This is a genomic window from Azospirillum palustre (assembly GCF_002573965.1).
GTDB lineage: Bacteria > Pseudomonadota > Alphaproteobacteria > Azospirillales > Azospirillaceae > Azospirillum > Azospirillum palustre.
Genome location: NZ_PDKW01000043.1, coordinates 673877 through 699710 on the forward strand (window position 1 = coordinate 673877; position 25834 = coordinate 699710).

The window sequence follows — 25834 nt, forward strand, 5'->3', positions numbered from 1 at the left end:
GGATACACCAATCAGTAGGCGCTGACCAAGACGTTTCGCAGCGTCTTCATCTCCTCCAGCGCGCGGCCGGTGCCGAGCGCCACGCAGGAGAGGGGATCGTCCGCGATCGACACCGGCAGGCCGGTGGCGTGGCGCAGGACGAAGTCCAAGTTGCCCAGCAGAGCGCCGCCGCCGGTCAGCACGATGCCCTTGTCGACGATGTCGGCGGCCAGTTCCGGAGCGGTGTGCTCCAGCGCCACCTTCACCGCCTCGACGATGGCGGAGACGGGCTCTGCCAGCGACTCGGCAATCTGGCGCTCGGAGATGATCAGCTCCTTCGGCACGCCGTTCATCAGGTCGCGGCCCTTGATCTCCAGGATGCGGCCTTCGCCGTCCTCTGGCGGACAGGCAGAGCCGATTTCCTTCTTGATCCGCTCGGCGGAGCCTTCGCCGACCAGCAGATTGTGGCTGCGGCGGATGTAGCCGATGATGGCCTCGTCCATCTTGTCGCCGCCGACGCGCACCGACCGCGAATAGACGATGCCGCCCAGCGACAGCACGGCAACCTCGGTGGTGCCGCCGCCGATGTCGACGACCATCGAGCCCGTCGGTTCGGTCACCGGCAGCCCGGCGCCGATTGCGGCTGCCATCGGCTCCTCGATCAGGAAGACGCGGCGGGCGCCTGCGGCCTCCGCCGATTCCTGGATCGCCCGGCGTTCCACCGCGGTCGAGCCCGACGGCACGCAGATGATGACCTGCGGGCTGGCGAAGCTGCGGCGGTTGTGAACCTTGCGGATGAAATGTTTGATCATTTCTTCCGCGACTTCGAAATCGGCGATGACGCCGTCGCGAAGCGGCCGGATGGCCTGGATGTTGCCGGGGGTGCGGCCAAGCATCATCTTCGCCTCGTCACCGACGGCGAGAACCTGCTTTTTGCCGCGCACGTTGGCGATGGCGACGACGGACGGTTCGTTCAGGACGATGCCGCGGCCCTTGACATAGACCAGGGTGTTGGCCGTCCCCAGATCGATCGCCATGTCGGCGGACAGCACGCCGAGCAGTTTGGAGAGCATGGAGCTGACGAACTCTATCAAAGCGGTTGAGACGGCCGAGCCGGCGGACTGGCATAGCATGCCCGCCAACGGTTCCATAGTCGAATGCGCCTGCACGCTCAAGCGGAGAGTGCGCCCGGCAGCCCTGATGCCTGCTTTGGACAGGGTCTCCGGCGAACCGGCGACCGCCGCGGCATGGCGTCTGGTGATGGGCACAGTGGCGGTTTAGGGTTAATAATCCGTCAACGGGCCCAAGCCCTGCGGCAAAGCCCGTTCCGATCCGCTGAAAACCCTGCTGGCCTGCGTGACGGTGCAGTGTCTATCCCTGTCGTTGCTGTGCCGCAATAGACATTTGACAGACGAGACGAAGGAACACCCTGACTTATCAGTGATGATCGAGCGCGGATTTCGCCCCGGCTTTCTCCGCAGGCTTGGCGGCATAGCCGTGATGACCTTCGAGCCGGTCCATGCAGGCCAGCAGAACGCCGGAAATCACGAAGGTCATGTGGATGATGACCAGCCACATCAGCTCGTCGCGCGAGGTCTGCGCCAGGTTCATGAAGGCTTTCAGCAGATGGATGCCCGAGATGGCGACGATGGAGGCGATCAGTTTCAGCTTCAGCCCGCCGAAATCGACCTTGCCCATCCAGTCCGGCCGGTCTTCGTGATTGGCGACGTCGATTTTGGAAACGAAGTTCTCATACCCTGCGAAGATCACCATCAGCAGAAGATTGCCGGCGAAGGAGAGGTCGATGAGCGTCAGCACGCCCAGAAGCACGTCCTTTTCGCTCATCTCCAGCACCTGCGGGATCATATGCAGGATCTCCTGCGTGAACTTCACCAGCAGCGCGGCCAGCGAAATCACCAGCCCGAGATAGAAGGGCGCGAGCAGCCAGCGGCTGGCGAAGATGATCTGTTCAAAGCGGCGTTCGATCATGGCGGGTTCGGCATGTCGTTGGGGAGGGGGATAAGGGCCATGTGTCGCAATGCTGCGCCGCAAAATCAATCGGACAGTTTCTCCCGCATGCGCGAAGTGCGGATGAGCCGCCATTGGTCATAGGCGCTGTCATCGTACCGTAACGTCCCGGCGCTATGGTGGCGGCTTGGAACGAGACCGCCGGGAAGGGTTTGGCGACCATGAAGACCTCCGCTCCGCACATCGTGTCCGCGTTCGAGGACGCGCTGAAGCGGCTGAAATCCGCCATCGTGCAGATGGCCGGCGCTGCGGAGACGCAGATCGACCAGGCTCTGATCTGCCTGGCCCAGCGCAACCCCGAGCTTGCGCGGGAGATCGTGGAGTCGGATGCCCGACTCGACTCCTTCGAACACGACATCGAAGCTCACTGCATGCGCCTGCTGGCCCTGCGCCAGCCGGTCGCCGACGATCTGCGCGAGGTGATCGCGGCCTTGAAGATCGCCGGCAACCTTGAGCGCATCGGCGACCATGCCGCCAACACCGCCAAGCGCGCCGTTGCCATCTTCAGCCTGCCCGACTCCGGATCGATGGCGGGTCTGCCGCAGCTCGGCCGGCTGGTGCGCGAACGGCTCAGCGCGGTGATCGACGCCTATGTCGACAATGACGGCGAGGCCGCCCTGCGGATCTGGCGCACCGACGATGAGGTAGATGCGCTCTACACCAGCCTCGTTGCGGAAGTGGAACGGTCGGCCCTGGCGGCTCAGGACCAGTTCACGGCGCACATGCACCTGATGATGATCGCCAAGAACCTTGAGCGCATCGGCGACCACGCCACCAACATCGCCGAGGTCGTCTATTTCGTCAGCACCGGCCAGACCCTGCTCGAAGAGCGTCCCAAGGCCGATCATTCCTACGATCCGGTGGGCTGACGGCGGTGCGCCGCATGGCATAAGGCCGTTGTGCGGCGCTCCACCGCGCCTATGGGGGATGGTAATTCCGTTGCGGAGTGATCACGTTAGCAGAACGATGCTTCCGTCGTCCGCACACGAGACAATACCCGCCTGATGACCGACGACCTGCTCCGCCTCTATGCCGCCATCCTCGACCGCCAGCAGATGGACCCGGCGCATTCCAAGACTGCGCGGCTGATCGCCGCCGGGCCGAAGAAGATCGCCAAGAAAGTGGGCGAGGAGGCGGTCGAAGTGGCTCTGGACGCCATGAACGAGGACCGACAGGGCGTCATCAACGAAAGCGCCGACCTGCTCTACAATCTTTCGGTCCTGTGGGCGACGCTGAACATCCATCCCGACGACGTGTTCGCAGAGATCCGCCGGCGCGAGGCGCTCTACGGGATCGCCGAGAAGCTGCCGAAGACGGCGCCGGAGCGCTGAGGGCCTCGTATTCGGCACCCCTGCCGTCAGACCGCCTGCCCGTCAAGCCACCCCAAGCCTGTCCAGCACCGGCAACCGCCGCTGCATGAAGGCCGCATGCCGTCGCGCCAGTTCCGCGCGGTTGGCCTCATCTCCCTCGCAGCGTTCGCCGTCGCGGCCCAGCACGATGCCGTCGGCCGACAGGTGACGCCAAACGAAGGCGGCGGGATCCTCGCCCAGACGGGCGGCAAGCAGGAACAGCGTCTCGATCCGCGACACCGGCACACCAGCGCCCAGCAGCGGCGAGGCGAGTTGACCCGGCGTGTCGCCGAAGCGATGGCGCTCCAGAACCGCGGCGTTGAACCGGCCACAGGAAACTGTCCGTTCGGCGTCGCCGTCCTCGGGCATTGCCGGTGCCGCCAGCGACAGGCTGGTCAGCAGGATCAGCGCCCGCAGCACCGCCTCCTCTCCCTGTTTCTCCAGAGCCGGGCGGGCGAGCAGTGCGTCCAGGCTTTGCGGTCCTTCCGCCAGCGCCTCGCCCAGCGGCTGGTAAAGCGCCCGGGAGAAGGACAGGCGGCCGACGGGGGTGGAGGCGCTTTCCGGCAGGTCGTCGGCGGCGACCAGAAGCGCGAAACGGGTCTGCCCCAGCAGGGCGCGCCGCTCGGCCCGGCCCAGGCGCTCGCCGCCCTTCACGAACAGGTCGCGGCGGAAGCTGCGGTTGGTCATCACGTCGCGCAGGGTTTCGGCCTGGGCGGCGTCGTGCGCCTCGCCCGCCAGCGCCTGCTGGGCGGGAGAGAGGGTGAGATCGTCCAACTGCTCCATCGGGACGGCGGCACCGGCGAACTCCAGCTTGGCGGCCGCAAGCTCGCGCGTCACGTCGGCATGGTAGAAGGCGGTCCAGTCGCCGTTCAGATATTCGTGGGCGATGTAGTTCGGCGATTTGTGGCGAAGCTGTTCGATCCGCTCCACCACGCCGTCGGTGTTGGCGAACCAACCGCCGCCCTGCGCCGCCATCCGTGCCGCGAACTCCACCGCGGCGGCGATGCGGTCGGGCAGGGGGCCATCACCTTCGGCGCAGCGCTCCACCAGCAGGCGGCGCAGGGGCATGTGGGCCAGCGTGCCGGGCAGGGCGTTATAGCTGACGAAGACGACGCCACCCGGCGCCAGCCGGCGGCGCAGCACCTCCAGCAGGATCGCCCGATTCCCGGCGCTCACCCAGGACCAGACGCCGTGCAGCGCGACGGCATCCAGCATCGGCCCGTCGCGCCGGGCGTACTCGGCGAAGCTCTCTTCGAGGAACTCGGCATTGGCCAGCCCGGCATCGGCGGCCAGCCGGCGGACACCGGCGATGTGGGAGGGGTTGAAATCCATCGCCTCGAACCGCGCCGCCGGGTGGGCGCCGGCCAGCAGGGCGCTGGTCAGGCCATGGCCGCAGCCGGGCTCCGCCATGGTGAAGCTGCCGCAGCGCAACGCCGCTGGCGGGCGCCGGCCGCGCAGGGTCAGGGCGAAGCAGAGCATGGCCGGCGACCAGTCGCGATAGACGGCGCGGATATAGTCGATGCCGCCGACATAGCCTTCGGTCCAGCCGCCCATCCCCGATCCCCCGTTGCGATGCCCCGTTTCGACAGCGCCGGTGTAGCCGCCGGGGGCGGAGTCCGGCCACCGAAAAGCGCGCGCCAAAAAATTCACATGGGGTGTGATTTTGCTATCGACAGGTCAAAAGCCCTTCGTTATAAACCGCGCCACACCGGCCGGGACAACGGCTTGGCCGGCGCGATGAACAGTCGGCTGGTTTCTGCAAAGACATCAGTCAGGTTCACCGCATCAAGAGATGGGCGCATAGCTCAGTTGGTAGAGCAGCTGACTCTTAATCAGCGGGTCCAAGGTTCGAGTCCTTGTGCGCCCACCATCTCTTGAATATTTCCTACGGATGGGCGCATAGCTCAGTTGGTAGAGCAGCTGACTCTTAATCAGCGGGTCCAAGGTTCGAGTCCTTGTGCGCCCACCATCCATAAGGGGCTGGAACCGAGCAGGTTCCGGCCCCTTTCCATTTCCGGAGTTTGGTTCGGTGTGGGAGAGGCGGCTGCCGTAATGCCTCCCCCGGATCCTCACCCTTCCGCCTGTGCCAGAAAATCCGCGGTCACCCGGTCCATCGTCGCCAGATGGGTGTGGAACCAGTCGGGGAAATGCTCGGTCACATAGAGCCGGGCACGATTCTCTTTCCCCTCCGCCAGATCGGCCTCCATCGTCGCGACCACGGTCAGGACGCGGGCGTGCTCCTCCTTGTGGCAATGCAGGGCGAAAAAGCCGTGCTGGATCATCAGCGCGTTTTCGCGGGCGAAATGCTCGCGCAGATGCTTGGCGAAGGCGGCGAAGGGCGCCCGGAGTTCGCCGGCCGGCGCCTCGCAGGCCGCCTGCAGCAGCGCTACCGAATCGACGTGGTCGCAGTCCATGACCGCATAGCCGAGCATGGGGACAGTGCTGGCGGCCGCAGGTGTGGCGGTGGCAGCGGGTGTGGTGGTCGCAAGCATGATGTTCGCTTCCAAAAAAGATGGCCTTCGGAGACGACGCTCCGAAGGCCACCATACCCGCACAGCCGTCATGGTCTCTTGACGGTGGTCAAGCCACCCGGATCGTCAGGCCTTCGCCTCGCTCGCCTCCAGTTCGTCGATGAAGCCGCGGATGACGCCGAGGCCCTTCTGCCAGAAGGCCGGGTCGGAGGCATCGAGGCCGAACGGGGCCAGCAACTCCTTGTGACGCAGTGTGCCGCCGGCCGACAGCATGGCCAGATACTTCTCGGCGAAGCCCTGCTCGGCGTCCTGATAGACGGCGTAGAGCGAGTTCACCAGGCAGTCGCCGAAGGCGTAGGCGTAGACATAGAAGGGCGAGTGGATGAAGTGGGGGATGTAGGACCAGAAATGGCGGTAGCCCTCGTCGAAGCGCAGCGCCGGACCCAGGCTTTCGGTCTGCACCGCCATCCAGATCTCGCCGATGCGGTCCGAGGTCAGTTCCCCCTCGCGCCGTTCGGTGTGGACGCGGCGTTCGAAGTCGAAGAAGGCGATCTGTCGGACCACCGTGTTCAGCATATCCTCGACCTTGCCGGCCAGCATGATGCGGCGGCGCTTCGGGTCGGTCTCCGCCGCCAGCAGGGCGCGGAAGGTCAGCATCTCGCCGAACACCGACGCGGTTTCCGCCAGCGTCAGCGGGGTATCGGACAGGAAATGGCCCTGTTTGCCGGCCAGGATCTGGTGGACGCCATGCCCCAGCTCATGGGCCAGCGTCATCACGTCGCGCGTCTTGCCCTGGTAGTTGACCAGCAGATAGGGGTGGACGCTGGGCACGGTCGGATGGGCGAAGGCGCCCGGCGCCTTGCCGGGACGGACCGGCGCGTCGATCCAGGGGTTGTCGAAGAAGCGCTTGCCCAGGCTGGCGAGATCTGGGGAGAAGCGGCCATAGGCGCCCAGAACGATGTCGCGCGCCTCGGTCCAGGGAATGCTGCGGTCGGCATCCTCCGGCAGGGGGGCGTTGCGGTCCCAATAATCCAGATGGTCCTGCCCGAACCACTTGGCCTTCATCGTGTAATAGCGGTGCGACAGGTCCGGGTAGGCGCCCTTGACGGCGGAGACCAGCGCGTCGACCACCTCATCCTCGACCCGGTTGGACAGGTTGCGGGCGGAGGTCGGCGTCGGATAGTTGCGCCACTCGTCCTCGATCTCCTTGTCCTTGGCCAGCGTGTTGGTGACCAGCGCGAACAGCCGCGCATTCTCGCCCAGCACCTTGCCCACCACCTCGCCGGCCTCGCGGCGGACGGCGGGGTTGCGGTCGGACAGGCGGTTCAGCGCCTCTGCACAGGTCAGCTCCCTGACGCCATTTGGGCCGCCCATCGGGAAGCGCAGGCTGGCGATGGTCTCGTCGAACAGGCGGTTCCAGGCGGCGCGGCCGACCACATGCTTTTCGTGCAGCAGCCGCTCGATCTCGTCGGACAGCTGGTGGTCGCGGTAGAGGCGGACGTCGCGCAGCCACGGTTCGTAATGGCGCAGCGGCGCCGACGCCTTCTGCTTCGCCGCCAGATCGTTCTCGTCCAGCCGGTTGATCTCCAGCGTGAAGAAGATCAGGTGGGCGGAGATGTCGTTCACCCGCTCCTGCGCCGACTGGTAGAATTTGGCGACGGTCGGATCGATCATGTTGCCGTTGTAGACCAGCCCGGCATACGACATGACGCGCGATAGCGTCTCGTCGATGTCCTCATACTGGTGGATCGCCGCGGCCAGATCGTCGCCGCTCAGCGCCACCAGCTTGCCGGCATAGCGCTCGCGGAATGCCTTGCATTCGCGTTCCATACGGTCGAGGTCGGCCTTCAGTTCAGGCGACTCGGTGCCGGGGTAAAGGTCGCTCAGGTCCCAGGTGGGAAGCGCACCCAGATCGGGGGTGTCGTTTGCGGCCATGGCGGCGCTGCTGGTCATCGAATCCCTCCAGAGATTTGTCGAATCCATATAAGCGCGCACGCGGCGTGGGCAAAGTCCTCATGCGGCGGGCGGGCTTCCCATGCTTTCGACGATTGGGTGCAGCGCCTGCCGCCCGGAACGCAGGACCGCGCGCGACAGCTCGGCCAGCGCGGTGCCGGCGATGCGGCTCTGCTGCCAATGCAGCGGCACGTCGAGCGGCCGGCCGGGCACCAGCTCGACCAGACGGCCGGCAGCCAGATGGTCGGCGACCAGCGGGTCGGGGTTCATACCCCATCCCAGCCCGGCCAGCGCGCCGTCGACGAAGGCATGGGTGGAGGGCAGCCAATGGGTCGGCGGGGTGGGCACCGGCCCCGGGTCGCGATCGCCCAGCACCAGACGCAGCCACTGCGCCTGCAGCCGGTCCTTGCGGTTGAAGGTCAGGCAGGGTGCGGTGGCGAGGCTTTCGGCCGTTACCCCATCGGGGAAATGGCGACGCAGATAGTCCGGACTGGCGGTGGCACGGTAGCGCAACGCGCCCAGCGGATGGCTGTTGCAGCCGGGGACCGGCGCCGCGCTGGCGGTTACGGCGGCCAGCACCTCGCCCTTGCGCAGCCACTCGGCGCTGTGGTCCTGGTCGTCCAGCACCAGATCGAACAGGCAGCCGGGCAGTTCCGCCATCGCCGCGACGAACCATGTGGCGAGGCTGTCGGCATTCACCGCGATCCGCAGGGTGACCGGCCCGTCCGCCGGGCTGAGGCCGGGCAGGGCGCCGCGCAGCTCGTTTTCCAGCAGGGCCACCTGTTCCACGTGCTGGCACAGGCGCTGGCCGGCGGCGGTGCCGGTGCAGGGCTGGCCGCGCACCACCAGCACGGTGCCCAGCCGCTCCTCCAGCAGCTTCACCCGCTGCGACACCGCGGAGGGAGTGACGTGCAACTGCCGCGCGGCGCGCTCGAAACTGCCGGTGCGGATGACAGCCGCCAGGGCCGCCAGCAGCGGATAGTCCAGCATGGATTAGCTCTGCTTCATCGGAGCAAGGAGGATTAAGTACGGTAAATGAGGGGCCGGTGGTAGCGGATTGGCATCCACTGACTCCGGAACCGCCACGATGACCGAGCTTTCCACCGCTGTCCTGCTTCCCGCCTTCCTGCCGGGCCTGTTCCTCGGCTTCAGCCTGATCGTCGCCATCGGGGCGCAGAACGCCTTCGTGCTGCGCCAGGGCTTGCGCAACGAGCATGTTCTGGCGATCTGCGCCACCTGCGCCCTGTCGGATGCCGTGCTGATCCTGGTCGGGGTCAGCGGATTCGCCAGCGCCGGCGCGCGCTGGACGTGGCTGGAGCCATTGATGCGCTATGCCGGTGCCGCCTTCCTGCTGGTCTATGGCCTGCGCAGCGCCCGCTCAGCCTGGCAGGGCGGCAGCGGGCTGAACCCGGCGGACCGGGAGCCGGGCGGGCTGCTGCCGGCGCTGCTGACCTGCCTGGCGCTGACCTGGCTCAATCCGCACGTCTATCTGGACACGGTGGTGCTGGTCGGCTCCGTCTCCGCCCGCTTCGCCGAGGCGCGGGGCGCCTTCGCCCTGGGGGCGATGACGGCATCCTTCCTGTTCTTCTTCGCGCTCGGCTATGGCGCCCGGCTGTTGCGCCCGCTGTTCGCCCGGCCAACCGCCTGGAGGGTGATGGATGGGGGCATCGCCCTGGTGATGTGGGCGATTGCGGTCGGTCTGCTGATCGGCTAGGCGCGGGCGAACAGGGCGTCGTCCTCGCAGAACAGCAGCGATCGGTGCAACGCCGTTCCGGCCATCGTTCCGGCGCCGACGGCCAGCGCCACCGATCCTGCCGCCCGTGCGGCGTCGCCGCAGGCGAAGACGCCTGGGACGCTGGCTTCCTGCATCGCATCGACGCGGATATGGGTGCCAAGCGGTCCATCCTCGCTGGCGCATCCAAGCTGTGCGGCCAGAGGGCTGGCAACACGGCTTCGCGGCAGCACGAACAGTCCGGCAAAGGGCACTCTGCGCCCGTCGGCAAGCGCGACCTCCGGCGGGTCGCTGTCGATCCCGCTGATGAGGGCGGTTTCGACGGCGACGCCACGCTGCGCCAAATGGGCCGACTGGTCGGCATCCGGTTCAAAGGCCCCGTTCAGCAGCAGCGTCGTCGATCCCCAATCCGGCAGCATCAGCGCATGGTGCATGGAGTGCCCGGACACGGCGACGACGCCGATACGGCCTTGCATCAGTTCATAGCCATGGCAGTAGGGGCAATGGAAGACGGAGCGACCCCAACGTTCGGCCAGACCGGGAATCGCCGGCAGTTCGTCAACCACACCGACGGCAATCAGCAGCCGGCGCGCACGGTGGCCGATGCCATCCGAATCGGTGATCTCGAAGCCCCTGCTCGTCCTGGCGGCTTTTTCGGCCCGTCCTGTCATCCAGGTGACGGTTGGATAGCGCATCAACTGGGCGTGGGCTTCAGCGGCGATGTCTCCTGGCGGACGGCCATCCTGCCCGAGAAAGCCATGGGAGTGGCTGGCGAACCGGTTGCGCCTCAGCCCTTCATCCATCACCAGCACCCGGCGGCGGGCGCGGGCCAGCTGCAGCGCGGCGGCGAGGCCGGCGTAGCTGCCGCCGACGATGATGGCGTCATAGGTCGTCGTGTCGTTTCCGTTCATGCCTGTGCCTTTCCGCGGATGGAGCGGACGCGTCAGACGCGCCCAATCACGACACAAGATAAGTTACATGAAAGGGAGCGGTCAATGTGCCATGTAACTTATGAGGTGACCTGAATTGAGGCGGTTGGAGCTGGCCGCCCGGCGTTGCACCCAAAGGGACCGATCACCGATGAGACAGGACAGCCGCCTTTCCCGCATGCTGCATGTGCTGATCCACATGGACCGGCATGACGGTGCGCTGACGTCGGAGGCGATTGCCGGGATGCTGAGCACCAATCCGGTGGTCATCCGCCGGACCATGGCGGGGCTGCGCGAGGCCGGCCATGTGCGGTCGGAAAAGGGCCACGGCGGCGGCTGGCGGCTGGCTCGGCCGCTCGACGGGATCACCCTGCTGGACATCCACCGCGCATTGGGGGAGCCGGGAATCTTCGCCATCGGTCCCACGGCGGACGAGCCGAGCTGCTTGGTGGAGCAGGCCGTCAATGCCGCCCTCGATGGGGCGCTGCGCGAGGCGGAGGCGGTGCTCGTCCGCCATCTCGGCCAGGTGACGCTCGCCGATCTTGCGGCCGACTTCGATCGGCGCATGAAGGCCTTGGGGAAAAACTGAGCGCGGAGGTTAGCCCAGCTTGGTCGTTTCCCCTTCCTGTGCCCGCCGGATCGCCGCCTCGACGCATTGCAGGTGCAGTTTCTTGCGGGCGAGCAGGCGGGCGCGGCGCTCTTCCAGGTCGGCGGTCGCCATCGCTTCGATGGCGCAGCCGCGCCAACCGTTGGCGTCGAGGGCGCGGGCGACCTCGGCGTAGCCGAAATAGCCCTTCTCCGGCTGCTCCCAGGGCGGGCGGAAGTCGGCTCGGCGCAGGACGAAGCGGTTGGACTGGCTGCCGCCGCCCAGGTTGGTGAGACGGGCCACGATCAGCCGTTCGCCGTTGCCGTGAACGACGGTCAGGATCGGACGGATTCCGGTGATGGGTGGATCGACGGCCATGATCCATGCATAACGATCCGCGGGCGTCCTGACCAGAGCGTCGCTGACCGCACTGCCGCACGCACCCTCTCCCGCCCGAATGGAGAAACGCCGATGCGCCCCGTCCCCATGCCTGTCACCTGGCCCGTCACGCGGATTGTCCCGAGCCTCTCCTCCGCCATGCTTTCGCTGTTTCTGCTGGCCGGTCCCGCCGCGGCCCAGCTGGCACCCGCCCCACCGATGACGGCACCGGCGACGGCGCTCGTTTGTGATGCCTATGCGGCCGGTGCGATGATCGAGGCGCAATTGTTCTTTGGTCGGAACATCGGCAACGAGATCGGCGTCAGCGAGCGCGACTGGACCGATTTCCTGAACGGCGAGGTGACGCCGCGCTTTCCCAACGGCCTGACCGTCACCGACGGGTCGGGGCACTGGCGCGACATCGAGACCGGGCGACTGGTGCGCGAGCCCAGCAAAATCCTCACGCTGCTGGCCGACGGCGATCCGGCGACGCTGGGCCTGATCCGCGAAATCGTCGATCTGTACAAGGGGCGCTTCCACCAGCAATCGGTCGCGCTCGTCGTTCGCCCGGTCTGCGTTTCCTTTTGAATTCCAGGTTTCGGAACAGCATTTCACCGATCCGGAATGCGACAGCTCGCCGCACCCCCGACCTTCTGACATTTGCCTGCACTTATGCTTTTGTCGCAGATTGTGGAGGTCGCGAAACGGATCGTTTCGTGGCCGAGAGGAAATGCGCACCGAATAGTACCAAAATAGAACGAGGGACGCCCTGCCATGACCCCGACCGCCAGCACCACGACTGCCGAGCTTTTCGACCAGATGCACGCCCGCTCCCTGTCGGACCCCGCCGGGTTCTGGGGCGAGGCGGCGAAGGACATCTCCTGGTTCAAGCCGTGGGACAAGGTGCTGGACGACAGCAACGCGCCCTTCTACCGCTGGTTCACCGGCGGGGAGCTGAACACCTGCTACAATGCGGTGGACCGCCATGTCGAAGGCGGGCGCGGAGATCAGGCGGCGATCATCTATGACAGCCCGGTCACCCAGACCGTCCAGACCATCACCTATGCCGAGCTGCTGGATCGGGTCGCCCGCTTCGCCGGGGTTCTTCGCGCCCAGGGCGTGGAGAAGGGCGACCGCGTCCTCCTCTACATGCCGATGATCCCGCAGTCGCTGGTCGCCATGCTGGCCTGCGCCCGTCTGGGTGCGGTCCATTCCGTGGTGTTCGGCGGCTTCGCCCCCCACGAGCTGGCGACCCGAATCGACGATGCCAAGCCGAAGGCCATCGTCTCGGCCTCCTGCGGCATCGAGCCGAACCGCATCGTCAAGTACAAGCCGATGCTGGACGCCGCCATCGAGCAGTCGGCCCACAAGCCGTCCAGCGTCATCGTCTGGCAGCGCCCGCAGGAGACGGCGGCGCTGATCGCCGGCCGCGACGTCGATTGGGCCGAAGCGGTGGCGACGGCCGAGCCGGCGGAGTGCGTGGCCGTGAAGGCGACCGATCCGCTCTATATCCTCTACACCTCCGGCACGACCGGCCAGCCCAAGGGCGTGGTGCGCGACAATGGCGGCCATGCGGTGGCGCTGCGCTGGACCATGACCAACATCTACAACGTCAAGCCCGGCGAGGTGTATTGGGCGGCATCGGACGTGGGCTGGGTCGTCGGCCACTCCTACATCGTCTATGCGCCGCTGCTGACCGGCTGCACCACCGTGGTCTTCGAAGGCAAGCCGGTCGGCACCCCCGATCCGGGCACCTTCTGGCGCGTGATCGAGCAGCACAAGGTCGGCACGCTGTTCACCGCCCCCACCGCCTTCCGCGCCATCAAGCGCGAGGACCCGGACGCCAACTACTTGAAGAAGTACGACCTGTCGCACTTCCGCGCCCTGTTCCTGGCCGGCGAGCGGTCGGACCCCGACACGCTGCACTGGGCCGAGGACAATCTGAACGTTCCGGTGATCGATCACTGGTGGCAGACAGAGACCGGCTGGGCGATTTCCGGCAACCCGCTGGGCGTCCACCTGTTCCCGATCAAGTACGGTTCCGCCACCCGCCCGATGCCGGGCTGGGACGTGCGCGTGCTGAATGCCGAGCTGAAGGAGGTTCCGCGCGGCGACATCGGCGCCATCTGCGTCAAGCTGCCGCTGCCTCCAGGCACGCTGCCGACGCTGTGGAATGCCGACGAGCGCTTCAAGAAGTCCTACCTCGCCGACTACCCGGGCTTTTATCAGACCGGCGATGCCGGCTTCGTCGACGATGACGGCTATGTCTATGTCATGGCCCGCACCGACGACATCATCAACGTCGCCGGCCACCGTCTCTCCACCGGCGCCATGGAGGAGGTGCTGTCGAGCCACAAGGACGTCGCCGAATGCGCGGTGATCGGCGTGGCCGACGACCTGAAGGGGCAGGTGCCGCTGGGCTTCGTCTGCCTCAAGGCCGGCGTCACCCGACCGCATGAGGAGATCGTCAAGGAGGTGGTCCAGCTGGTGCGCGAGCAGATCGGCCCGGTCGCCGATTTCAAGCGCGCCCTGGTGGTCGACCGTTTGCCGAAGACGCGGTCGGGCAAGATCCTGCGCGGCACCATGCAGAAGATCGCCGACAGCCAGGACTACAAGATGCCGGCGACCATCGACGATCCGGGCATCCTGCCGGAGATCGCCGATGCGCTGAAGACGCTGGGCTACGCCAAGACCAGCAGCACGCCGGCCTAATACGCCTGCCTGATACGCGGAACAGGGACGGGGCGGCCTCCGGGCCGCCTTTTTCCGTTCCGACGGTTTCGTTCCGCTTGCCGGATCAGCCGGCGACGACCGACAGGTTTTCCGGTTCCTCGCTGCCGAGATCGAGCAGCGGCAGGAAGCTCGCCGGTTCCTGCGCGCCGGACAGGGCGTAGCGGCGGTTGAAGATGTAGCAGGGCACCGCCTGCAATCCCATCTGGCGGGCCAGGGCGTCGGCGGCGAGCACCGCGGACGATTCGGCGTCGCTCGACAGCTGGCGCCGCGTCTCGACGAAATCCAGTCCCAGCCCGGCGGCGACGCTGGCCAGCGCATCCGGGTCGCCGATGTCGACGCCCTCGACGAAATAGGCGGCGAACAGCGCGTCGGCCATGGCATTGCCCAGCCCCTGGCGTCCGGCGATGCGGACCAGCCTGTGGGCGTCGAAGCTGTTGGGCGTGCGCTGGATGCGGTCGAGCGCCAGCGGCAGCCCGTCGCGTGCCGCCGTGTCCTCGACGACCCGATGGATTTGCCGCGCCCGTTCCGATCCGCCGAACTTGGCGGCGAGATAGTCTTCGCGCGACATCCCGCCGCGCGGCATGTCCGGGTTCAACTGGAAGGGCTGCCAGCGCAGTTCCGGGCGCAGGTTGGGCCGCTGCATCAGCGCCCGGTCGAGCCGGCGCTTGCCGATGTAGCACCAGGGGCAGATCAGGTCGGCGAAGGTTTCGATCAGCATCCCCCCACTATCGGCGCGTGCCCCGGATCGGGCAACCGCTTCTTCCATGCCGTCCCGCCATCGTCGGCCCCTCCCGGCCCGCAACCGTTTGTTAACCGAGTTGGTCCGACAGTCCGGGGTGGCTCCGCCCGTCATTCTGCGGCCGGCGGACATATTCCGATGGGCGATTCCCGATGAGCAATTCCTACGTCGACGGCAAGGTGCGCGAAGCGATCCTGGCGGCCAAGGGCAGCCGGATGAATGCGCAGAAGCTCCTGATGGCCTGGGCCGTCGAGGATCCCGACCTGTTGCGCGGCATTGCCCAACCCTTCCTGAAGGCCATCGCCGCTGCTGCCATCGAACGCGCAGGCCGTCCGGCCAGCAGCAGGCCGGCCGCGCGCCTGGCTGCCGCGGGCGGTGCGGGGGGAGGGCGGCCGTCCGCTTCCGGTCTCAGCCGTGACGCGCTTGAGAATTTGCTGAACCAGCTGGGCCGCGAACCGGACGAGCAGCAGGCCCCGCAACGGATCGCCCCTGCCGGCAAGTCCGCCGGGCCGGGCGCTGCGAAGGGTGCCACGATCCACGATGCCCCGGCGGGCGGGCCGAATCATGAAAAGGCGATGATGGCGATCGCCAAGGCCTTCGTTGCGAAGAAGGTGCGCTGAGGCGAGGTCCTTACAAACCGCTGTTGGGGGCGTAGGGCGTCGCATCGTCGAACCAGCCCTTCTTGCGCGGCAGGGTGCGGATGTCCGGCGGCGGGCTGGCGAGCGCGGTGTTGCCGTTGCGGTAGGGGTCGGGGATGTGATGGCACTCGACGTCGGCCAGCGTGCGGTAGCAATAGACGCGGGACCGGTCGACCTCGACCTTGTCCGGACAATAGTCGCCGGTCTTCTCAAAACTCAGGATCGAGCAGTCGCGTCCCGTGGCGGCCGACACGATATGGTCGCCGATGGTCTTCTTGGTGGCGTTCAGCGTCACGACATCCGCACCAGCCGCCGCAAGCCCGAGCGGGGAGGTGCAGCCGGCAAGAGCCAGTGCCGGAATCGCAAGGGAAACGGCGATCCAACCCCGCATCCGGCCAATTCGCGTCGCGCCCAACCCTGCGACCATGCCCGTGCCCACCATCCAGCAGTTCCCATCGCTACGCATGTGCCGCGACCTCCCGCACAGTGCACGCGAACGCGGTTAACAAGCGGTGAATTCACCGCTGGGGCGGGCCTCAGCGCAACAGGGTGCAGATGCGCGAGCGGCATTGCACGACGACGAAGGCATCCTTGTCCTCCGTGCAGCCGACCTTGAAGGTGGTCGCTCCCTCCCGTCCCACGGTGTAGCGCAGCACCTCCACCTTCGCTGGCGTGCAGTTGCCCATCGATTTGGCGATCTCCTTGGCCTCCGACTGGGCGGCGGAGACATTCGCGGCGGCCATCGCCGGTCCCGCGGCGAACAGCACGAGGGACGGCAGCAGGACGGTCAGTCGAAGACGGGGCGAGCTGTGGATCGGCATTGCGCGACTATCGCACGGGGTAGGGCGCTCCGGAAGGGCTGCCTCCGAAATGTCGCAGCGACGCGAATCACTCCGCGCAGCCGGGTCCAAGCTGGTATGGTCGGGGCAACGTGACCGGGGCGGCGCCTTGCCGCGCGGTTCAGCACCAGGGGGGAACGCATGACTTCGAACGATCGGCGGCTGGGCGACCGCATTCTCGTCGCGCTGGAACTGGCGCTGGAGCAGGAGCATCTCGACGTCGCTGAACATCTGGCCCGCGCGTTGGAGGAAACGTTGACCCGTTTCGGTGGACCCGATGCCGTCGACCACCGTGAACTCTCGGCCGGTATGCTGCAGGCCTTCGACCGGCTCGATGAACTGCGCCGCGCCGCGCATCGCCTGCCCTGAGGGCGCCGGTGAAACGGCCGCGAACGGCAGGCTTCGCCGGAGAGGATTTTTTTGCAATTTGGTGATTGACAGGCAGCGGCCCAGGCGACTACAAACCGCCCACCGAACGACGGGGGCCTCAAGGGCTCCGGTGAAAAACACCAAGCGAAACAAGCCTTTGGCTCCGTAACGATCAGGTGTTTCGAACAAGTCGCTCTGCGCGGGTGTAGCTCAGTTGGTTAGAGCGCCGGCCTGTCACGCCGGAGGCCGCGGGTTCAAGTCCCGTCACTCGCGCCACTTCCTCTTTCAAATTCGGCGTCAAGCGCCAGTATGATCCAAGGACTCGCAAATTGCGGGTCCTTTTTCGCATGCATATTGTCTTCTCTTTTCCCTATTTTAAAAACGTGGTATTACCAGGGTCTAGCGCGGGGGCTGGCTTGTCCTTCCGCGTGGTGAAAAGCGATTCAAAGCGCTTTCCTTGCCCACGGTCTCGGCATATATTCCGGCCCGTCTGATGGGCTAATCCAAGGCATGGCTGCCACGGCTTTGCGCTTCCGCCGATTTCCCGGCCGGAACGGCGCCCGTGGTCGTGGGCTTATGGGAGGAACGCGGTGTCGACTCCGCTGATCATTGAGTATCTTCCGATCCTGGTGTTTCTGCTGATCGGCATCGCGCTGGCCGCGGTGATGGTGGGGGCATCCTACGTCATCAGCCCGAAGAACCCGGACGCCGAGAAGGTCTCCCCCTACGAATGCGGCTTCGAGCCGTTCGAGGACGCGCGCACCAAGTTCGACGTGCGGTTCTACCTGGTCTCGATCCTGTTCATCATCTTCGACCTGGAAGTCGCCTTCCTGTTCCCGTGGGCGGTCGCCCTCGGTGACATCGGGCTGTTCGGCTTCTGGTCGATGATGCTGTTCCTGGGCATCCTGACCATCGGCTTCATTTATGAGTGGAAGAAAGGAGCTCTGGAATGGGAGTAGAGGTCGCCAAGACGCTGGCACCGATTCCGCCCGGACCGGAACAGGACGCCTACATCCGCGCGGTCTCCGACGAGATCCAGGACAAGGGCTTCGTGCTGGCGAAGTACGAGGATCTGCTGGCCTGGGCCCGGACCGGTTCGCTGTGGCCGATGACCTTCGGTCTGGCCTGCTGCGCGGTGGAGATGATCCACGCCTATATGAGCCGGTACGACCTGGACCGCTTCGGCGTCATTCCGCGTCCCAGCCCGCGCCAGTCCGACTGCATGATCGTCGCCGGCACCCTGACCAACAAGATGGCCCCGGCGCTCCGCAAGGTCTACGACCAGATGCCGGAGCCGCGCTGGGTCATCTCGATGGGGTCCTGCGCCAACGGCGGCGGCTACTACCACTATTCCTACGCGGTGGTGCGTGGCTGCGACCGGATCGTGCCGGTGGACATCTATGTGCCCGGCTGCCCGCCGACGGCGGAGGCGCTGATCTACGGCATCCTCCAGCTCCAGAAGAAGATCAGGCGCGGCAATCGCATCGCCCGCTGACCACGGCGTACCGTCCCGCTTCCGGCCGCCGGAGGCGGGACGAACGACAAGCGCGCTGAAGACAAGTAGGAAGGCAGGGTCCCACCCATGTCCGAACAGGCGTTGAAGGAACTCGGGGACGTCATCGCCGCCAAGATCGGCGGCGACGTCCTCAAGGTCGAGGTGAAGCTCGGCGAACTGATGGTGACGGTCAAACGGCCGGCCATCCTGGCGGTGCTGACCGCGCTGCGCGACGACCCGGCCACCCGGTTCGAGCAGCTGACCGACATCACCGCGGTCGATTACCCCGACCGCGCGGAGCGGTTCGAGGTCGTCTACCAGCTGCTCAGCTACACCCACAACCGGCGCATGCGCGTGAAGCTGGCCACCGACGAGGACACGCCCGTCCCGTCGGCCGTTTCCGTCTTCAGCGCAGCGAACTGGTTCGAGCGCGAGGCGTGGGATCTGTTCGGCGTCTTCTTCGAGAACCATCCGGACCTGCGCCGCATCCTCACCGACTACGGGTTCGAGGGGCACCCCTTCCGCAAGGACTTCCCGCTGACCGGCTACGTCGAAGCCCGCTACGACGAGGACCAGAAGCGCGTGATCTACGAGCCGGTCCGTCTGACCCAGGATTTCCGCGCCTTCGACTTCCTCAGCCCGTGGGAAGGCATGACCAACGTCATGTTGCCCGGCGATGAAAAGGCGGCCCTCCAGGACGGGAGCAAGAAGCCGTGAGCATGACCGTTTCGACCGACTCGGCGACCGGCGTCGTCTCGACGGGTCCGAACGGGGCGATCAGCGCCTCCGGTCCGGAGACCAAGACGCAGATCAAGCCCTACACGATGAATTTCGGGCCGCAGCATCCGGCCGCCCACGGCGTGCTCCGTCTGGTGATGGAGCTGAACGGCGAGGTGGTGGAGCGTTGCGATCCGCACATCGGCCTGCTGCACCGCGGCACCGAGAAGCTGATCGAGTACAAGACCTACATCCAGGCCGTGCCTTATTTCGACCGCCTGGACTATGTCAGCCCGATGTGCATGGAGCACGCCTATGTGCTCGGCATCGAGAACCTGCTGCAGATCAAGGCGCCGTTGCGCGCCCAGTACATCCGCGTGCTGTTCTCGGAAATCACGCGCATCCTGAACCACATCCTGTCGATCACGACCGGTGCGCTGGACGTCGGCGCGATCACCCCGGCGCTGTGGGGCTTCGAGGAACGCGAAATCCTCATGGAGTTCTACGAACGTGTGTCGGGTGCCCGCCTGCACGCCAACTATTTCCGGCCGGGCGGCGTCGCCTGGGACATTCCGGACGGTCTGCTTGACGACATCTGGGCCTTCACCGAGCGTTTTCCGAAGTTCATGGACGACCTCGAAAGCCTGCTGACCGAGAACCGCATCTTCAAGCAGCGCACGGTCGACATCGGCATCGTGACCAAGGAGCAGGCGCTCGACTGGGCCTTCACCGGTCCGATGCTGCGCGGCTCCGGCGTCGCCTGGGATCTGCGCAAGTCGCAGCCCTATGAGGTCTACGACCGCATGGAGTTCGACGTCCCGGTCGGCCTGACCGGCGACTGCTGGGCGCGCTATCTGGTCCGCATGGAGGAGATGAAGCAGTCGCTGCGCATCATCCGCCAGTGCTGCAAGGAGATGCCGGCCGGTCCGTACAAGATCGAGGACCGCAAGGTCTCCCCGCCGCCGCGCGGCGAGATGAAGCGCTCAATGGAAGCGCTGATCCACCACTTCAAGCTCTTCACCGAGGGCTTCCACGTTCCCGCCGGCGAGACCTACACCGCCATCGAGGCGCCCAAGGGCGAGTTCGGCGTGTATCTGGTGTCCGACGGCACCAACAAGCCCTACCGCTGCAAGATCCGCGCGCCGGGCTTCGCCCATCTTCAGGGCCTGGACTTCATGTCGAAGGGTCACATGCTGGCCGACGCCGTCGCCAACATCGCCTCGATGGACATCGTTTTCGGAGAAATCGATCGATGAGCGCGCCCGCTTCCGATCACGGCCACGCCGAGCCGACCAGCTTCACCTTCACCCAGGAAAACCTGGAGCTGGCGAAGCGCATCATCGCCAAGTACCCGCAAGGCAAGCAGGCCAGCGCCTGCATGCCGCTGCTGGACGTGGCCCAGCGCCAGAACGGCGGCTGGCTGCCGCGCGTCGCCATGGACGCCGTGGCCGACCTGCTCGGCATGCCGCGCATCCGCGTGTACGAGGTCGCGACCTTCTACACGATGTACAACAAGAACCCGGTCGGCCGGCATCACATCCAGGTCTGCACCACCACCCCCTGCTGGCTGCGCGGGTCGGACGACATCGTCCACACCTGCAAGAAGAAGCTCGGCATCGACGTGGGCGAGACCACGGCCGACGGCCAGTTCACGCTGGGCGAGGTCGAGTGCTCGGGCGCCTGCGTCAACGCGCCGGTTGTGCAGATCGGTGACGATTACTACGAAGACGTGGCCCCGGAGCATATGGAGCGCATCCTCGACGCGCTGGCGCGCGGCGAGACGCCGAAGCCCGGTTCGCAGAGCGGCCGTCAGTCCTCGGAGCCGGTCGGCGGCCCGACGACGCTGAAGGCCTTTACCGCCGCGCAAGCGGACGCCACCACCGCGCAAGCGGAAGATTGAGGGGGAGGGGACAGCGATGCTTCGCGATGAGGACCGCATCTTCACCAACCTCTACGGCTACCAGGACTTCGGTCTTGACGGGGCCCGCAAGCGCGGTGACTGGGACAACACGGCATCCTTCCTGGCCAATGGCCGGGACTGGATCATCGAGCAGGTGAAGGAATCGGGGCTGCGCGGCCGTGGCGGCGCCGGCTTCTCGACCGGCATGAAGTGGTCCTTCATGCCGAAGAACGTGACCGACAAGCCCGTCTACCTCGTCATCAACGCCGACGAGGGCGAACCCGGCACCTGCAAGGACCGCGACATCCTGCGCCACGATCCGCACAAGCTGATCGAAGGCTGCCTGATCGCTGGTTTCGCCATCGGTGCCAGCGCCTGCTACATCTACATCCGTGGCGAGTTCTACAACGAGGGCTCCAACGTCCAGCGCGCCATCGACGAGGCGTATGCGGCGGGGCTGATCGGCAAGAACGCCTGCGGCACCGGCTACGATTACGACGTCTACATCCACCGCGGTGCGGGCGCCTACATCTGCGGCGAGGAAACCGCGCTCATCGAGTCGATCGAGGGCAAGAAGGGCCAGCCGCGCAACAAGCCGCCGTTCCCCGCCCAGGCCGGTCTCTATTCCTGCCCGACCACGGTGAACAACGTCGAATCCATCGCGGTCGTTCCGACCATCCTGCGCCGCGGCGCCTCCTGGTTCGCCGGCCTCGGCCGTCCGAAGAACTCGGGCACCAAGCTCTTCTGCATCTCCGGGCACGTCAACAAGCCGTGCAACGTGGAAGAGGAGATGGGCATCCCGTTGAAGGAGCTGATCGAACGCCACGCCGGTGGCGTGCGCGGCGGCTGGGACAACCTGCTGGGCATCATCCCCGGCGGCTCGTCGGTCCCGGTCCTGCCCAAGTCGATCTGTGACACCGTCCTGATGGACTTCGACAGCTTGCGCGAAGTGCAATCGGGCCTCGGCACCGCCGCGGTGATCGTGATGGACAAGTCCACCGACATCGTGAAGGCCATCGCCCGCCTGTCGTCCTTCTATGCCCATGAGTCCTGCGGCCAGTGCACGCCCTGCCGCGAAGGCACCGGCTGGATGAGCCGCGTCATGCAGCGCATGGTCACCGGCAACGCGCGCATGGAAGAGATCGACATGCTGCTGCAGGTCACCAAGCAGGTCGAAGGCCACACCATCTGCGCGCTCGGCGACGCTGCCGCCTGGCCGATCCAGGGCCTGTTCCGCCACTTCCGCCCGGAAGTGGAGCGGCGCATCCAGGCCTACCGCAACAGCGCCCCGCTGGCGGCCGAGTAAGGAGTTCCCGTTCCCATGCCGAAACTGACTATCGACGGGATCGAGATCGAGGTCGAGCCGGGCACCTCGATCCTCCAGGCTTGCGAGCAGCTGGGGATCGAGATTCCGCGCTTCTGCTACCATGAGCGTCTGAGCGTGCCGGCCAACTGCCGCATGTGCCTCGTGGAGATGGAGCGCGCGCCCAAGCCGGTCGCGTCCTGCGCCATGCCCTGCGGCGACGGAATGGTCGTCCGCACCAACAGCGAGACCGTCCTGAAGGCCCGCAAGGGCGTCATGGAGTTCCTGCTGATCAACCACCCGCTGGATTGCCCGATCTGCGATCAGGGCGGCGAGTGCGATCTGCAGGACCAGGCGATGGCCTATGGCTTCGACCGCGGCCGCTACGGCGAGAACAAGCGGGCGGTCAAGGACAAGTATATGGGTCCGGTCATCAAGACCATCATGACCCGTTGCATCCATTGCACCCGCTGCATCCGCTTCATCAACGAAGTGGCCGGTGTTCCCGATGTCGGCGCCGTCTATCGCGGCGAGCACATGGAGATCACCACCTTCGTCGAGAAGGCCATCGGCTCCGAGCTGTCGGGCAACCTTGCCGACGTCTGCCCGGTCGGCGCGCTGACCCACAAGCCCTACGCCTTCACGGCGCGCCCGTGGGAGCTCCGCAAGACCGAGACCATCGACGTCCTCGACGCCGTCGGCTCGAACATCCGCGTCGATGCCCGTGGGCCCGAGGTGATGCGCGTCCTGCCGCGCGTCAACGACGACATCAATGAGGAGTGGCTGAACGACAAGAGCCGCTACTCCTATGACGGGCTGAAGCGCCAGCGTCTTGACCGCCCCTACATCCGCCAGAACGGCAAGCTGGTCCCGGCCAGCTGGGCTGAGGCCTTCACCGCCATTGCGGCGCGTCTGAAGGGCCTGTCCGGCAACCGCATCGCCGCCATCGCCGGTGATCTGGTCGATGTCGAGGCGCAGTTCGCGCTCAAGGAGCTGCTGTCGCGTCTGGGTTCGACCAGCCTCGACTGCCGCCAGGACGGTGCGCGGTTCGACACTTCGGTGCGGGCCGGCTATCTGTTCAACTCGGGCATCGCCGGCATCGAGAAGGCCGACCTCATCCTGCTGGTCGGCACCAACCCGCGCTGGGAAGGCACGCTGGTCAACGCCCGCATCCGCAAGCGCTATATGGCTGGCGGCGTCACCATCGCCTCCATCGGCGAGCAGCGCGACCTGACCTACCCCTACAGCGTGATCGGCTCCGGTCCGGAGACGCTGCAGCAGCTGGTCGACGGCAGCCACCCGTTCTCCGAGACGCTGCGCGCCGCCAAGAACCCGATGATCATCGTCGGCATGGGCGCCTTCCAGCGCGCCGACGGTCTCGCGGTGCAGGCCGCCGCCCGTCTGGTCGGCGAGGCCTACGGCATGTTCCGCGACGACTGGAGCGGCTTCAACGTGCTGCACACCGCCGCGGCGCGGGTCGGCGGCATCGAAGCCGGCTTCCTGCCGGGCGAGGGCGGCCGCGACGTTCACGGCATTCTCGACGGTGCGTCGAAGGGCGAGATCGACTTCGTCTACCTGCTGGGTGCCGACGAGATCGATACCGCGAAGCTGGGCAACGCTTTCGTCGTCTACCAGGGCCACCATGGCGATGCCGGCGCCCACCGCGCCGACGTCATCCTGCCGGGTGCCGCGTACACCGAGAAGAACGCGGTCTACGTCAACACCGAAGGCCGTCCGCAGCTCGCCCGCCTCGCGGTCTTCCCGCCGGGCGAAGCGCGCGAGGACTGGAAGATCGTCCGCGCCCTGTCGGAAGTCCTGGGCACCACGCTGCCCTTCGACACCCACGGGCAGCTGCGCCAGCGGCTGATGGCGGCGAACCCGATCTTCGGCGCGGTCGGCGAGATGACCCCGGCCAGCTGGGCGCCGTTCGGCGCGCAGGGTCCGGTGGACGCCGCCCCCTTCGTGACGCCGATCACCAACTTCTACATGACCGACCCGATCAGCCGGGCGTCGGTGACGATGGCCAACTGCACGGAAGCGCTGGTGGGCCCTGCTCAGGAGAGGACTGGCACCCATGGCTGAGTTCTGGAGCGGCTTTCTCCTGCCGCTGATCATTATGGTCCTGCAGATCCTGGCGATCACCGTGCCGCTGCTGGTCGCCGTCGCCTTCATGACCTATGCCGAGCGCAAGATCATGGGCGCGATGCAGATGCGCCAGGGTCCGAGCATCGTCGGTCCCTTCGGCCTGATGCAGCCCTTCGCCGACGGCCTGAAGCTGTTCGCCAAGGAGCAGATCCTGCCGGAAGGCGCCAACCGCGTCGTGTTCTACGTTGCGCCGATGCTGACCTTCTTCCTGGCGCTGATCGCCTGGGCGGTCATCCCGTTCGACTACGGGGTGGTTCTGTCCAACATCAACGTCGGCGTGCTGTACCTGTTCGCGATCTCCTCGCTGGGCGTCTACGGCATCGTGATGGCCGGCTGGGCCTCGAACTCGCGCTACGCCTTCCTCGGCGCGCTCCGCTCCGCAGCGCAGATGGTGTCCTACGAGGTCTCGATGGGCCTCATCATCATCTCCGTGCTGCTGTGCGTCGGCTCGCTGAACCTGACCGACATCGTTCGGGCCCAGGAGAAGGTCTGGTTCTGCATTCCGCTGCTGCCGATGTTCGTGATGTTCTTCATCTCGGCGCTCGCGGAAACCAACCGCGCCCCCTTCGACCTGCCAGAAGGCGAGTCGGAACTGGTCGCCGGCTTCATGGTGGAGTACAGCTCGGCCCCTTTCGCGCTCTTCTTCCTTGGCGAATACGCCAACATGATCCTGATGAGCGCGATGACGAGCATCCTGTTCCTCGGCGGCTGGCTGCCCCCGCTGCCCTTCGCGCCCTTCACCTGGGTGCCGGGCATCGTGTGGTTCGCGCTGAAGATCGCGTTCTGCCTGTTCACCTACGTCTGGGTTCGTGCCACCGTGCCGCGCTACCGCTACGACCAGCTGATGCGGCTGGGTTGGAAGGTCTTCCTGCCCCTGTCGCTGTTCTGGGTCGTGCTGACCGCCGGCGTCCTGGTGACCTTCGGCTGGCTGCCGAAGTAAGCGGCATCGCCGCAAAGCCAGCCAGCACCGAACCCACCATTGACGTGTCGATTTGAGTGCCGGCGAGCCAACCCATCAAACGGGCGGCCGCCGGCGAGGAAGGAGACGAAGAGGCCATGGCGTTCCTCGACCGCGCGGCGCGCAGCCTGTTCCTGACCGAGCTGCTGGGCGGCATGGCGCTGACATTGCGCTACATGTTCAAGCCCAAGGTCACGCTGAACTATCCCTATGAGAAGGGCCCCATCAGCTCGCGCTTCCGCGGCGAGCATGTGCTCCGCCGCTATGCGAGCGGCGAGGAGCGCTGCATCGCCTGCAAGCTGTGCGAAGCGGTGTGCCCGGCTCTCGCCATCACCATCGAGGCCGAACCGCGTGACGACGGCAGCCGCCGCACCACGCGCTACGACATCGACATGACCAAGTGCATCTACTGCGGCCTGTGCCAGGAAGCCTGCCCGGTCGATGCGGTGGTCATGGGGCCGAACTTCGAGTTCTCCACCGAATCCCGGGAAGAGCTCTTCTACAACAAGCAGAAGCTGCTGGCGAACGGCGACCGCTGGGAGGCGGAAATCGCCCAGAACCTCGCGGCCGAGGCTCCTTACCGGTAAGCGGAA

28 protein-coding genes and 3 tRNA genes are annotated in these 25834 nt (G+C 66.3%); 20 read left to right on the top strand and 11 right to left on the bottom strand.

Annotated elements, in window-relative coordinates:
- Positions 1–11: 11 nt before the first annotated feature.
- Entirely contained in the window at positions 12–1052 is a 1041-nt protein-coding gene (locus CRT60_RS25550; protein ID WP_012974729.1) for a rod shape-determining protein, read from the bottom strand.
- Between the two features lie 364 nt (positions 1053–1416).
- Positions 1417–1968 (bottom strand): TIGR00645 family protein, encoded by a 552-nt coding sequence (locus CRT60_RS25560; RefSeq protein WP_098739347.1) that lies wholly within the window; start codon positions 1966–1968, stop codon positions 1417–1419.
- Positions 1969–2168: 200 nt separating this feature from the next.
- Here CRT60_RS25560 and phoU point away from each other — a divergent pair, with 200 nt between their 5' ends.
- Both phoU and hisE read left to right on the top strand, forming a co-directional pair.
- On the top strand, positions 2169–2876 hold the full coding sequence (phoU, locus tag CRT60_RS25565; protein WP_098739348.1) for a phosphate signaling complex protein PhoU: 708 nt from the start codon (positions 2169–2171) through the stop codon (positions 2874–2876).
- A gap of 135 nt (positions 2877–3011) precedes the next feature.
- A complete protein-coding gene (gene hisE, locus CRT60_RS25570; RefSeq protein WP_098739349.1) occupies positions 3012–3338 on the top strand; it encodes a phosphoribosyl-ATP diphosphatase in 327 nt (108 codons plus the stop codon).
- A 42-nt stretch (positions 3339–3380) separates the two neighbouring features.
- Here hisE and CRT60_RS25575 read toward each other — a convergent pair whose 3' ends face one another.
- Entirely contained in the window at positions 3381–4910 is a 1530-nt protein-coding gene (locus CRT60_RS25575; RefSeq protein ID WP_098739350.1) for a methyltransferase regulatory domain-containing protein, read from the bottom strand.
- A 240-nt stretch (positions 4911–5150) separates the two neighbouring features.
- On the opposite strand from CRT60_RS25575, the gene CRT60_RS25580 reads away from it, so the two are divergent.
- A tRNA-Lys gene (locus CRT60_RS25580) sits at positions 5151–5226 on the top strand.
- Positions 5227–5249: 23 nt separating this feature from the next.
- Positions 5250–5325: transfer RNA gene (locus CRT60_RS25585), tRNA-Lys, on the top strand.
- A 100-nt stretch (positions 5326–5425) separates the two neighbouring features.
- Here CRT60_RS25585 and CRT60_RS25590 read toward each other — a convergent pair.
- The 3 genes from CRT60_RS25590 to CRT60_RS25600 all read right to left on the bottom strand — a co-directional run bounded on the left by CRT60_RS25590 (position 5426) and on the right by CRT60_RS25600 (position 8770).
- Positions 5426–5848, bottom strand: a complete 423-nt coding sequence (locus CRT60_RS25590) for a bacteriohemerythrin (protein WP_098741029.1) — start codon at positions 5846–5848, stop codon at positions 5426–5428.
- Positions 5849–5953: 105 nt separating this feature from the next.
- Positions 5954–7780: a M3 family oligoendopeptidase gene (locus CRT60_RS25595; protein WP_098739351.1), complete on the bottom strand. Its 1827-nt coding sequence runs from the start codon at positions 7778–7780 to the stop codon at positions 5954–5956.
- Between the two features lie 60 nt (positions 7781–7840).
- Positions 7841–8770 (bottom strand): LysR family transcriptional regulator ArgP, encoded by a 930-nt coding sequence (locus tag CRT60_RS25600; protein ID WP_098739352.1) that lies wholly within the window; start codon positions 8768–8770, stop codon positions 7841–7843.
- 97 nt (positions 8771–8867) lie between these two features.
- On the opposite strand from CRT60_RS25600, the gene CRT60_RS25605 reads away from it, so the two are divergent.
- On the top strand, positions 8868–9494 hold the full coding sequence (locus CRT60_RS25605; protein WP_098739353.1) for a LysE/ArgO family amino acid transporter: 627 nt from the start codon (positions 8868–8870) through the stop codon (positions 9492–9494).
- Here CRT60_RS25605 and CRT60_RS25610 read toward each other — a convergent pair.
- On the bottom strand, positions 9491–10423 hold the full coding sequence (locus tag CRT60_RS25610; protein ID WP_098739354.1) for an NAD(P)/FAD-dependent oxidoreductase: 933 nt from the start codon (positions 10421–10423) through the stop codon (positions 9491–9493). The genes CRT60_RS25605 and CRT60_RS25610 overlap by 4 nt on opposite strands.
- A 169-nt stretch (positions 10424–10592) precedes the next feature.
- Between CRT60_RS25610 and CRT60_RS25615 the strand changes: the two genes are divergently transcribed.
- Positions 10593–11030, top strand: coding sequence for an Rrf2 family transcriptional regulator (locus CRT60_RS25615; RefSeq protein WP_098739355.1), 438 nt, complete (start codon positions 10593–10595; stop codon positions 11028–11030).
- A 9-nt stretch (positions 11031–11039) separates the two neighbouring features.
- On the opposite strand, the gene CRT60_RS25620 is transcribed toward CRT60_RS25615, so the two are convergent.
- Positions 11040–11405 (bottom strand): hypothetical protein, encoded by a 366-nt coding sequence (locus tag CRT60_RS25620; protein WP_098739356.1) that lies wholly within the window; start codon positions 11403–11405, stop codon positions 11040–11042.
- A gap of 93 nt (positions 11406–11498) precedes the next feature.
- On the opposite strand from CRT60_RS25620, the gene CRT60_RS25625 reads away from it, so the two are divergent.
- The gene (locus CRT60_RS25625) at positions 11499–11993 is read left to right on the top strand and encodes a DUF3574 domain-containing protein (RefSeq protein WP_098739357.1); all 495 of its coding nucleotides are present in this window, start codon (positions 11499–11501) and stop codon (positions 11991–11993) included.
- Positions 11994–12179: 186 nt separating this feature from the next.
- Positions 12180–14117 carry a propionyl-CoA synthetase gene (locus CRT60_RS25630; RefSeq protein ID WP_098739358.1) on the top strand — a complete coding sequence of 646 codons (1938 nt, stop codon included), beginning with the start codon at positions 12180–12182 and terminating at the stop codon, positions 14115–14117.
- Positions 14118–14202: 85 nt separating this feature from the next.
- On the opposite strand, the gene CRT60_RS25635 is transcribed toward CRT60_RS25630, so the two are convergent.
- Complete coding sequence (locus CRT60_RS25635; protein ID WP_098739359.1) at positions 14203–14856, bottom strand: DsbA family oxidoreductase; 654 nt, start codon at positions 14854–14856, stop codon at positions 14203–14205.
- Between the two features lie 173 nt (positions 14857–15029).
- Between CRT60_RS25635 and CRT60_RS25640 the strand changes: the two genes are divergently transcribed.
- Positions 15030–15497, top strand: coding sequence for a hypothetical protein (locus CRT60_RS25640; protein WP_098739360.1), 468 nt, complete (start codon positions 15030–15032; stop codon positions 15495–15497).
- Between the two features lie 10 nt (positions 15498–15507).
- On the opposite strand, the gene CRT60_RS25645 is transcribed toward CRT60_RS25640, so the two are convergent.
- Positions 15508–15981 carry a hypothetical protein gene (locus CRT60_RS25645; protein ID WP_244592756.1) on the bottom strand — a complete coding sequence of 158 codons (474 nt, stop codon included), beginning with the start codon at positions 15979–15981 and terminating at the stop codon, positions 15508–15510.
- Between the two features lie 70 nt (positions 15982–16051).
- Positions 16052–16336, bottom strand: a complete 285-nt coding sequence (locus CRT60_RS25650) for a hypothetical protein (RefSeq protein ID WP_244592757.1) — start codon at positions 16334–16336, stop codon at positions 16052–16054.
- A 159-nt stretch (positions 16337–16495) separates the two neighbouring features.
- Here CRT60_RS25650 and CRT60_RS25655 point away from each other — a divergent pair, with 159 nt between their 5' ends.
- The 11 genes from CRT60_RS25655 (at position 16496) to nuoI (ending at position 25828) form a co-directional block, all read left to right on the top strand.
- Positions 16496–16723 carry a hypothetical protein gene (locus CRT60_RS25655; RefSeq protein ID WP_098739361.1) on the top strand — a complete coding sequence of 76 codons (228 nt, stop codon included), beginning with the start codon at positions 16496–16498 and terminating at the stop codon, positions 16721–16723.
- 199 nt (positions 16724–16922) lie between these two features.
- Positions 16923–16999, top strand: a tRNA-Asp gene (locus tag CRT60_RS25660).
- Positions 17000–17313: 314 nt separating this feature from the next.
- On the top strand, positions 17314–17682 hold the full coding sequence (locus tag CRT60_RS25665) for an NADH-quinone oxidoreductase subunit A (RefSeq protein ID WP_045580751.1): 369 nt from the start codon (positions 17314–17316) through the stop codon (positions 17680–17682).
- Positions 17673–18218 carry a NuoB/complex I 20 kDa subunit family protein gene (locus CRT60_RS25670; RefSeq protein ID WP_193548460.1) on the top strand — a complete coding sequence of 182 codons (546 nt, stop codon included), beginning with the start codon at positions 17673–17675 and terminating at the stop codon, positions 18216–18218. Before CRT60_RS25665 ends, CRT60_RS25670 begins: the two co-directional genes overlap by 10 nt.
- Positions 18219–18305: 87 nt before the next feature.
- Positions 18306–18935: an NADH-quinone oxidoreductase subunit C gene (locus CRT60_RS25675; protein ID WP_098739363.1), complete on the top strand. Its 630-nt coding sequence runs from the start codon at positions 18306–18308 to the stop codon at positions 18933–18935.
- A gap of 107 nt (positions 18936–19042) precedes the next feature.
- The gene (locus CRT60_RS25680; protein WP_244560922.1) at positions 19043–20191 is read left to right on the top strand and encodes an NADH-quinone oxidoreductase subunit D; all 1149 of its coding nucleotides are present in this window, start codon (positions 19043–19045) and stop codon (positions 20189–20191) included.
- Complete coding sequence (gene nuoE, locus CRT60_RS25685; RefSeq protein WP_098739365.1) at positions 20188–20835, top strand: NADH-quinone oxidoreductase subunit NuoE; 648 nt, start codon at positions 20188–20190, stop codon at positions 20833–20835. The genes CRT60_RS25680 and nuoE overlap by 4 nt, the downstream gene beginning before the upstream one ends.
- Before the next feature lie 16 nt (positions 20836–20851).
- Positions 20852–22141, top strand: a complete 1290-nt coding sequence (gene nuoF, locus CRT60_RS25690) for an NADH-quinone oxidoreductase subunit NuoF (RefSeq protein WP_098739366.1) — start codon at positions 20852–20854, stop codon at positions 22139–22141.
- A 15-nt stretch (positions 22142–22156) separates the two neighbouring features.
- A complete protein-coding gene (gene nuoG / locus CRT60_RS25695; protein WP_098739367.1) occupies positions 22157–24220 on the top strand; it encodes an NADH-quinone oxidoreductase subunit NuoG in 2064 nt (687 codons plus the stop codon).
- Positions 24213–25223 (top strand): NADH-quinone oxidoreductase subunit NuoH, encoded by a 1011-nt coding sequence (nuoH, locus tag CRT60_RS25700; protein ID WP_098739368.1) that lies wholly within the window; start codon positions 24213–24215, stop codon positions 25221–25223. The genes nuoG and nuoH overlap by 8 nt, the downstream gene beginning before the upstream one ends.
- A gap of 116 nt (positions 25224–25339) precedes the next feature.
- On the top strand, positions 25340–25828 hold the full coding sequence (gene nuoI / locus CRT60_RS25705) for an NADH-quinone oxidoreductase subunit NuoI (protein ID WP_042693501.1): 489 nt from the start codon (positions 25340–25342) through the stop codon (positions 25826–25828).
- Positions 25829–25834 lie beyond the last annotated feature (6 nt).

Bases quoted from the DNA above. Each gene is read 5' to 3' on its own strand.
- CRT60_RS25550 (WP_012974729.1), bottom strand. From the start codon at position 1,052: ATGCTCTCCAAACTGCTCGGCGTGCTGTCCGCCGACATGGCGATCGAT.
- CRT60_RS25560 (WP_098739347.1), bottom strand. From the start codon at position 1,968: ATGATCGAACGCCGCTTTGAACAGATCATCTTCGCCAGCCGCTGGCTG.
- phoU (WP_098739348.1), top strand. From the start codon at position 2,169: ATGAAGACCTCCGCTCCGCACATCGTGTCCGCGTTCGAGGACGCGCTG.
- hisE (WP_098739349.1), top strand. From the start codon at position 3,012: ATGACCGACGACCTGCTCCGCCTCTATGCCGCCATCCTCGACCGCCAG.
- CRT60_RS25575 (WP_098739350.1), bottom strand. From the start codon at position 4,910: ATGGGCGGCTGGACCGAAGGCTATGTCGGCGGCATCGACTATATCCGC.
- CRT60_RS25590 (WP_098741029.1), bottom strand. From the start codon at position 5,848: ATGCTTGCGACCACCACACCCGCTGCCACCGCCACACCTGCGGCCGCC.
- CRT60_RS25595 (WP_098739351.1), bottom strand. From the start codon at position 7,780: ATGACCAGCAGCGCCGCCATGGCCGCAAACGACACCCCCGATCTGGGT.
- CRT60_RS25600 (WP_098739352.1), bottom strand. From the start codon at position 8,770: ATGCTGGACTATCCGCTGCTGGCGGCCCTGGCGGCTGTCATCCGCACC.
- CRT60_RS25605 (WP_098739353.1), top strand. From the start codon at position 8,868: ATGACCGAGCTTTCCACCGCTGTCCTGCTTCCCGCCTTCCTGCCGGGC.
- CRT60_RS25610 (WP_098739354.1), bottom strand. From the start codon at position 10,423: ATGAACGGAAACGACACGACGACCTATGACGCCATCATCGTCGGCGGC.
- CRT60_RS25615 (WP_098739355.1), top strand. From the start codon at position 10,593: ATGAGACAGGACAGCCGCCTTTCCCGCATGCTGCATGTGCTGATCCAC.
- CRT60_RS25620 (WP_098739356.1), bottom strand. From the start codon at position 11,405: ATGGCCGTCGATCCACCCATCACCGGAATCCGTCCGATCCTGACCGTC.
- CRT60_RS25625 (WP_098739357.1), top strand. From the start codon at position 11,499: ATGCGCCCCGTCCCCATGCCTGTCACCTGGCCCGTCACGCGGATTGTC.
- CRT60_RS25630 (WP_098739358.1), top strand. From the start codon at position 12,180: ATGACCCCGACCGCCAGCACCACGACTGCCGAGCTTTTCGACCAGATG.
- CRT60_RS25635 (WP_098739359.1), bottom strand. From the start codon at position 14,856: ATGCTGATCGAAACCTTCGCCGACCTGATCTGCCCCTGGTGCTACATC.
- CRT60_RS25640 (WP_098739360.1), top strand. From the start codon at position 15,030: ATGAGCAATTCCTACGTCGACGGCAAGGTGCGCGAAGCGATCCTGGCG.
- CRT60_RS25645 (WP_244592756.1), bottom strand. From the start codon at position 15,981: ATGCGTAGCGATGGGAACTGCTGGATGGTGGGCACGGGCATGGTCGCA.
- CRT60_RS25650 (WP_244592757.1), bottom strand. From the start codon at position 16,336: ATGCCGATCCACAGCTCGCCCCGTCTTCGACTGACCGTCCTGCTGCCG.
- CRT60_RS25655 (WP_098739361.1), top strand. From the start codon at position 16,496: ATGACTTCGAACGATCGGCGGCTGGGCGACCGCATTCTCGTCGCGCTG.
- CRT60_RS25670 (WP_193548460.1), top strand. From the start codon at position 17,673: ATGGGAGTAGAGGTCGCCAAGACGCTGGCACCGATTCCGCCCGGACCG.
- CRT60_RS25675 (WP_098739363.1), top strand. From the start codon at position 18,306: ATGTCCGAACAGGCGTTGAAGGAACTCGGGGACGTCATCGCCGCCAAG.
- CRT60_RS25680 (WP_244560922.1), top strand. From the start codon at position 19,043: ATGAATTTCGGGCCGCAGCATCCGGCCGCCCACGGCGTGCTCCGTCTG.
- nuoE (WP_098739365.1), top strand. From the start codon at position 20,188: ATGAGCGCGCCCGCTTCCGATCACGGCCACGCCGAGCCGACCAGCTTC.
- nuoF (WP_098739366.1), top strand. From the start codon at position 20,852: ATGCTTCGCGATGAGGACCGCATCTTCACCAACCTCTACGGCTACCAG.
- nuoG (WP_098739367.1), top strand. From the start codon at position 22,157: ATGCCGAAACTGACTATCGACGGGATCGAGATCGAGGTCGAGCCGGGC.
- nuoH (WP_098739368.1), top strand. From the start codon at position 24,213: ATGGCTGAGTTCTGGAGCGGCTTTCTCCTGCCGCTGATCATTATGGTC.
- nuoI (WP_042693501.1), top strand. From the start codon at position 25,340: ATGGCGTTCCTCGACCGCGCGGCGCGCAGCCTGTTCCTGACCGAGCTG.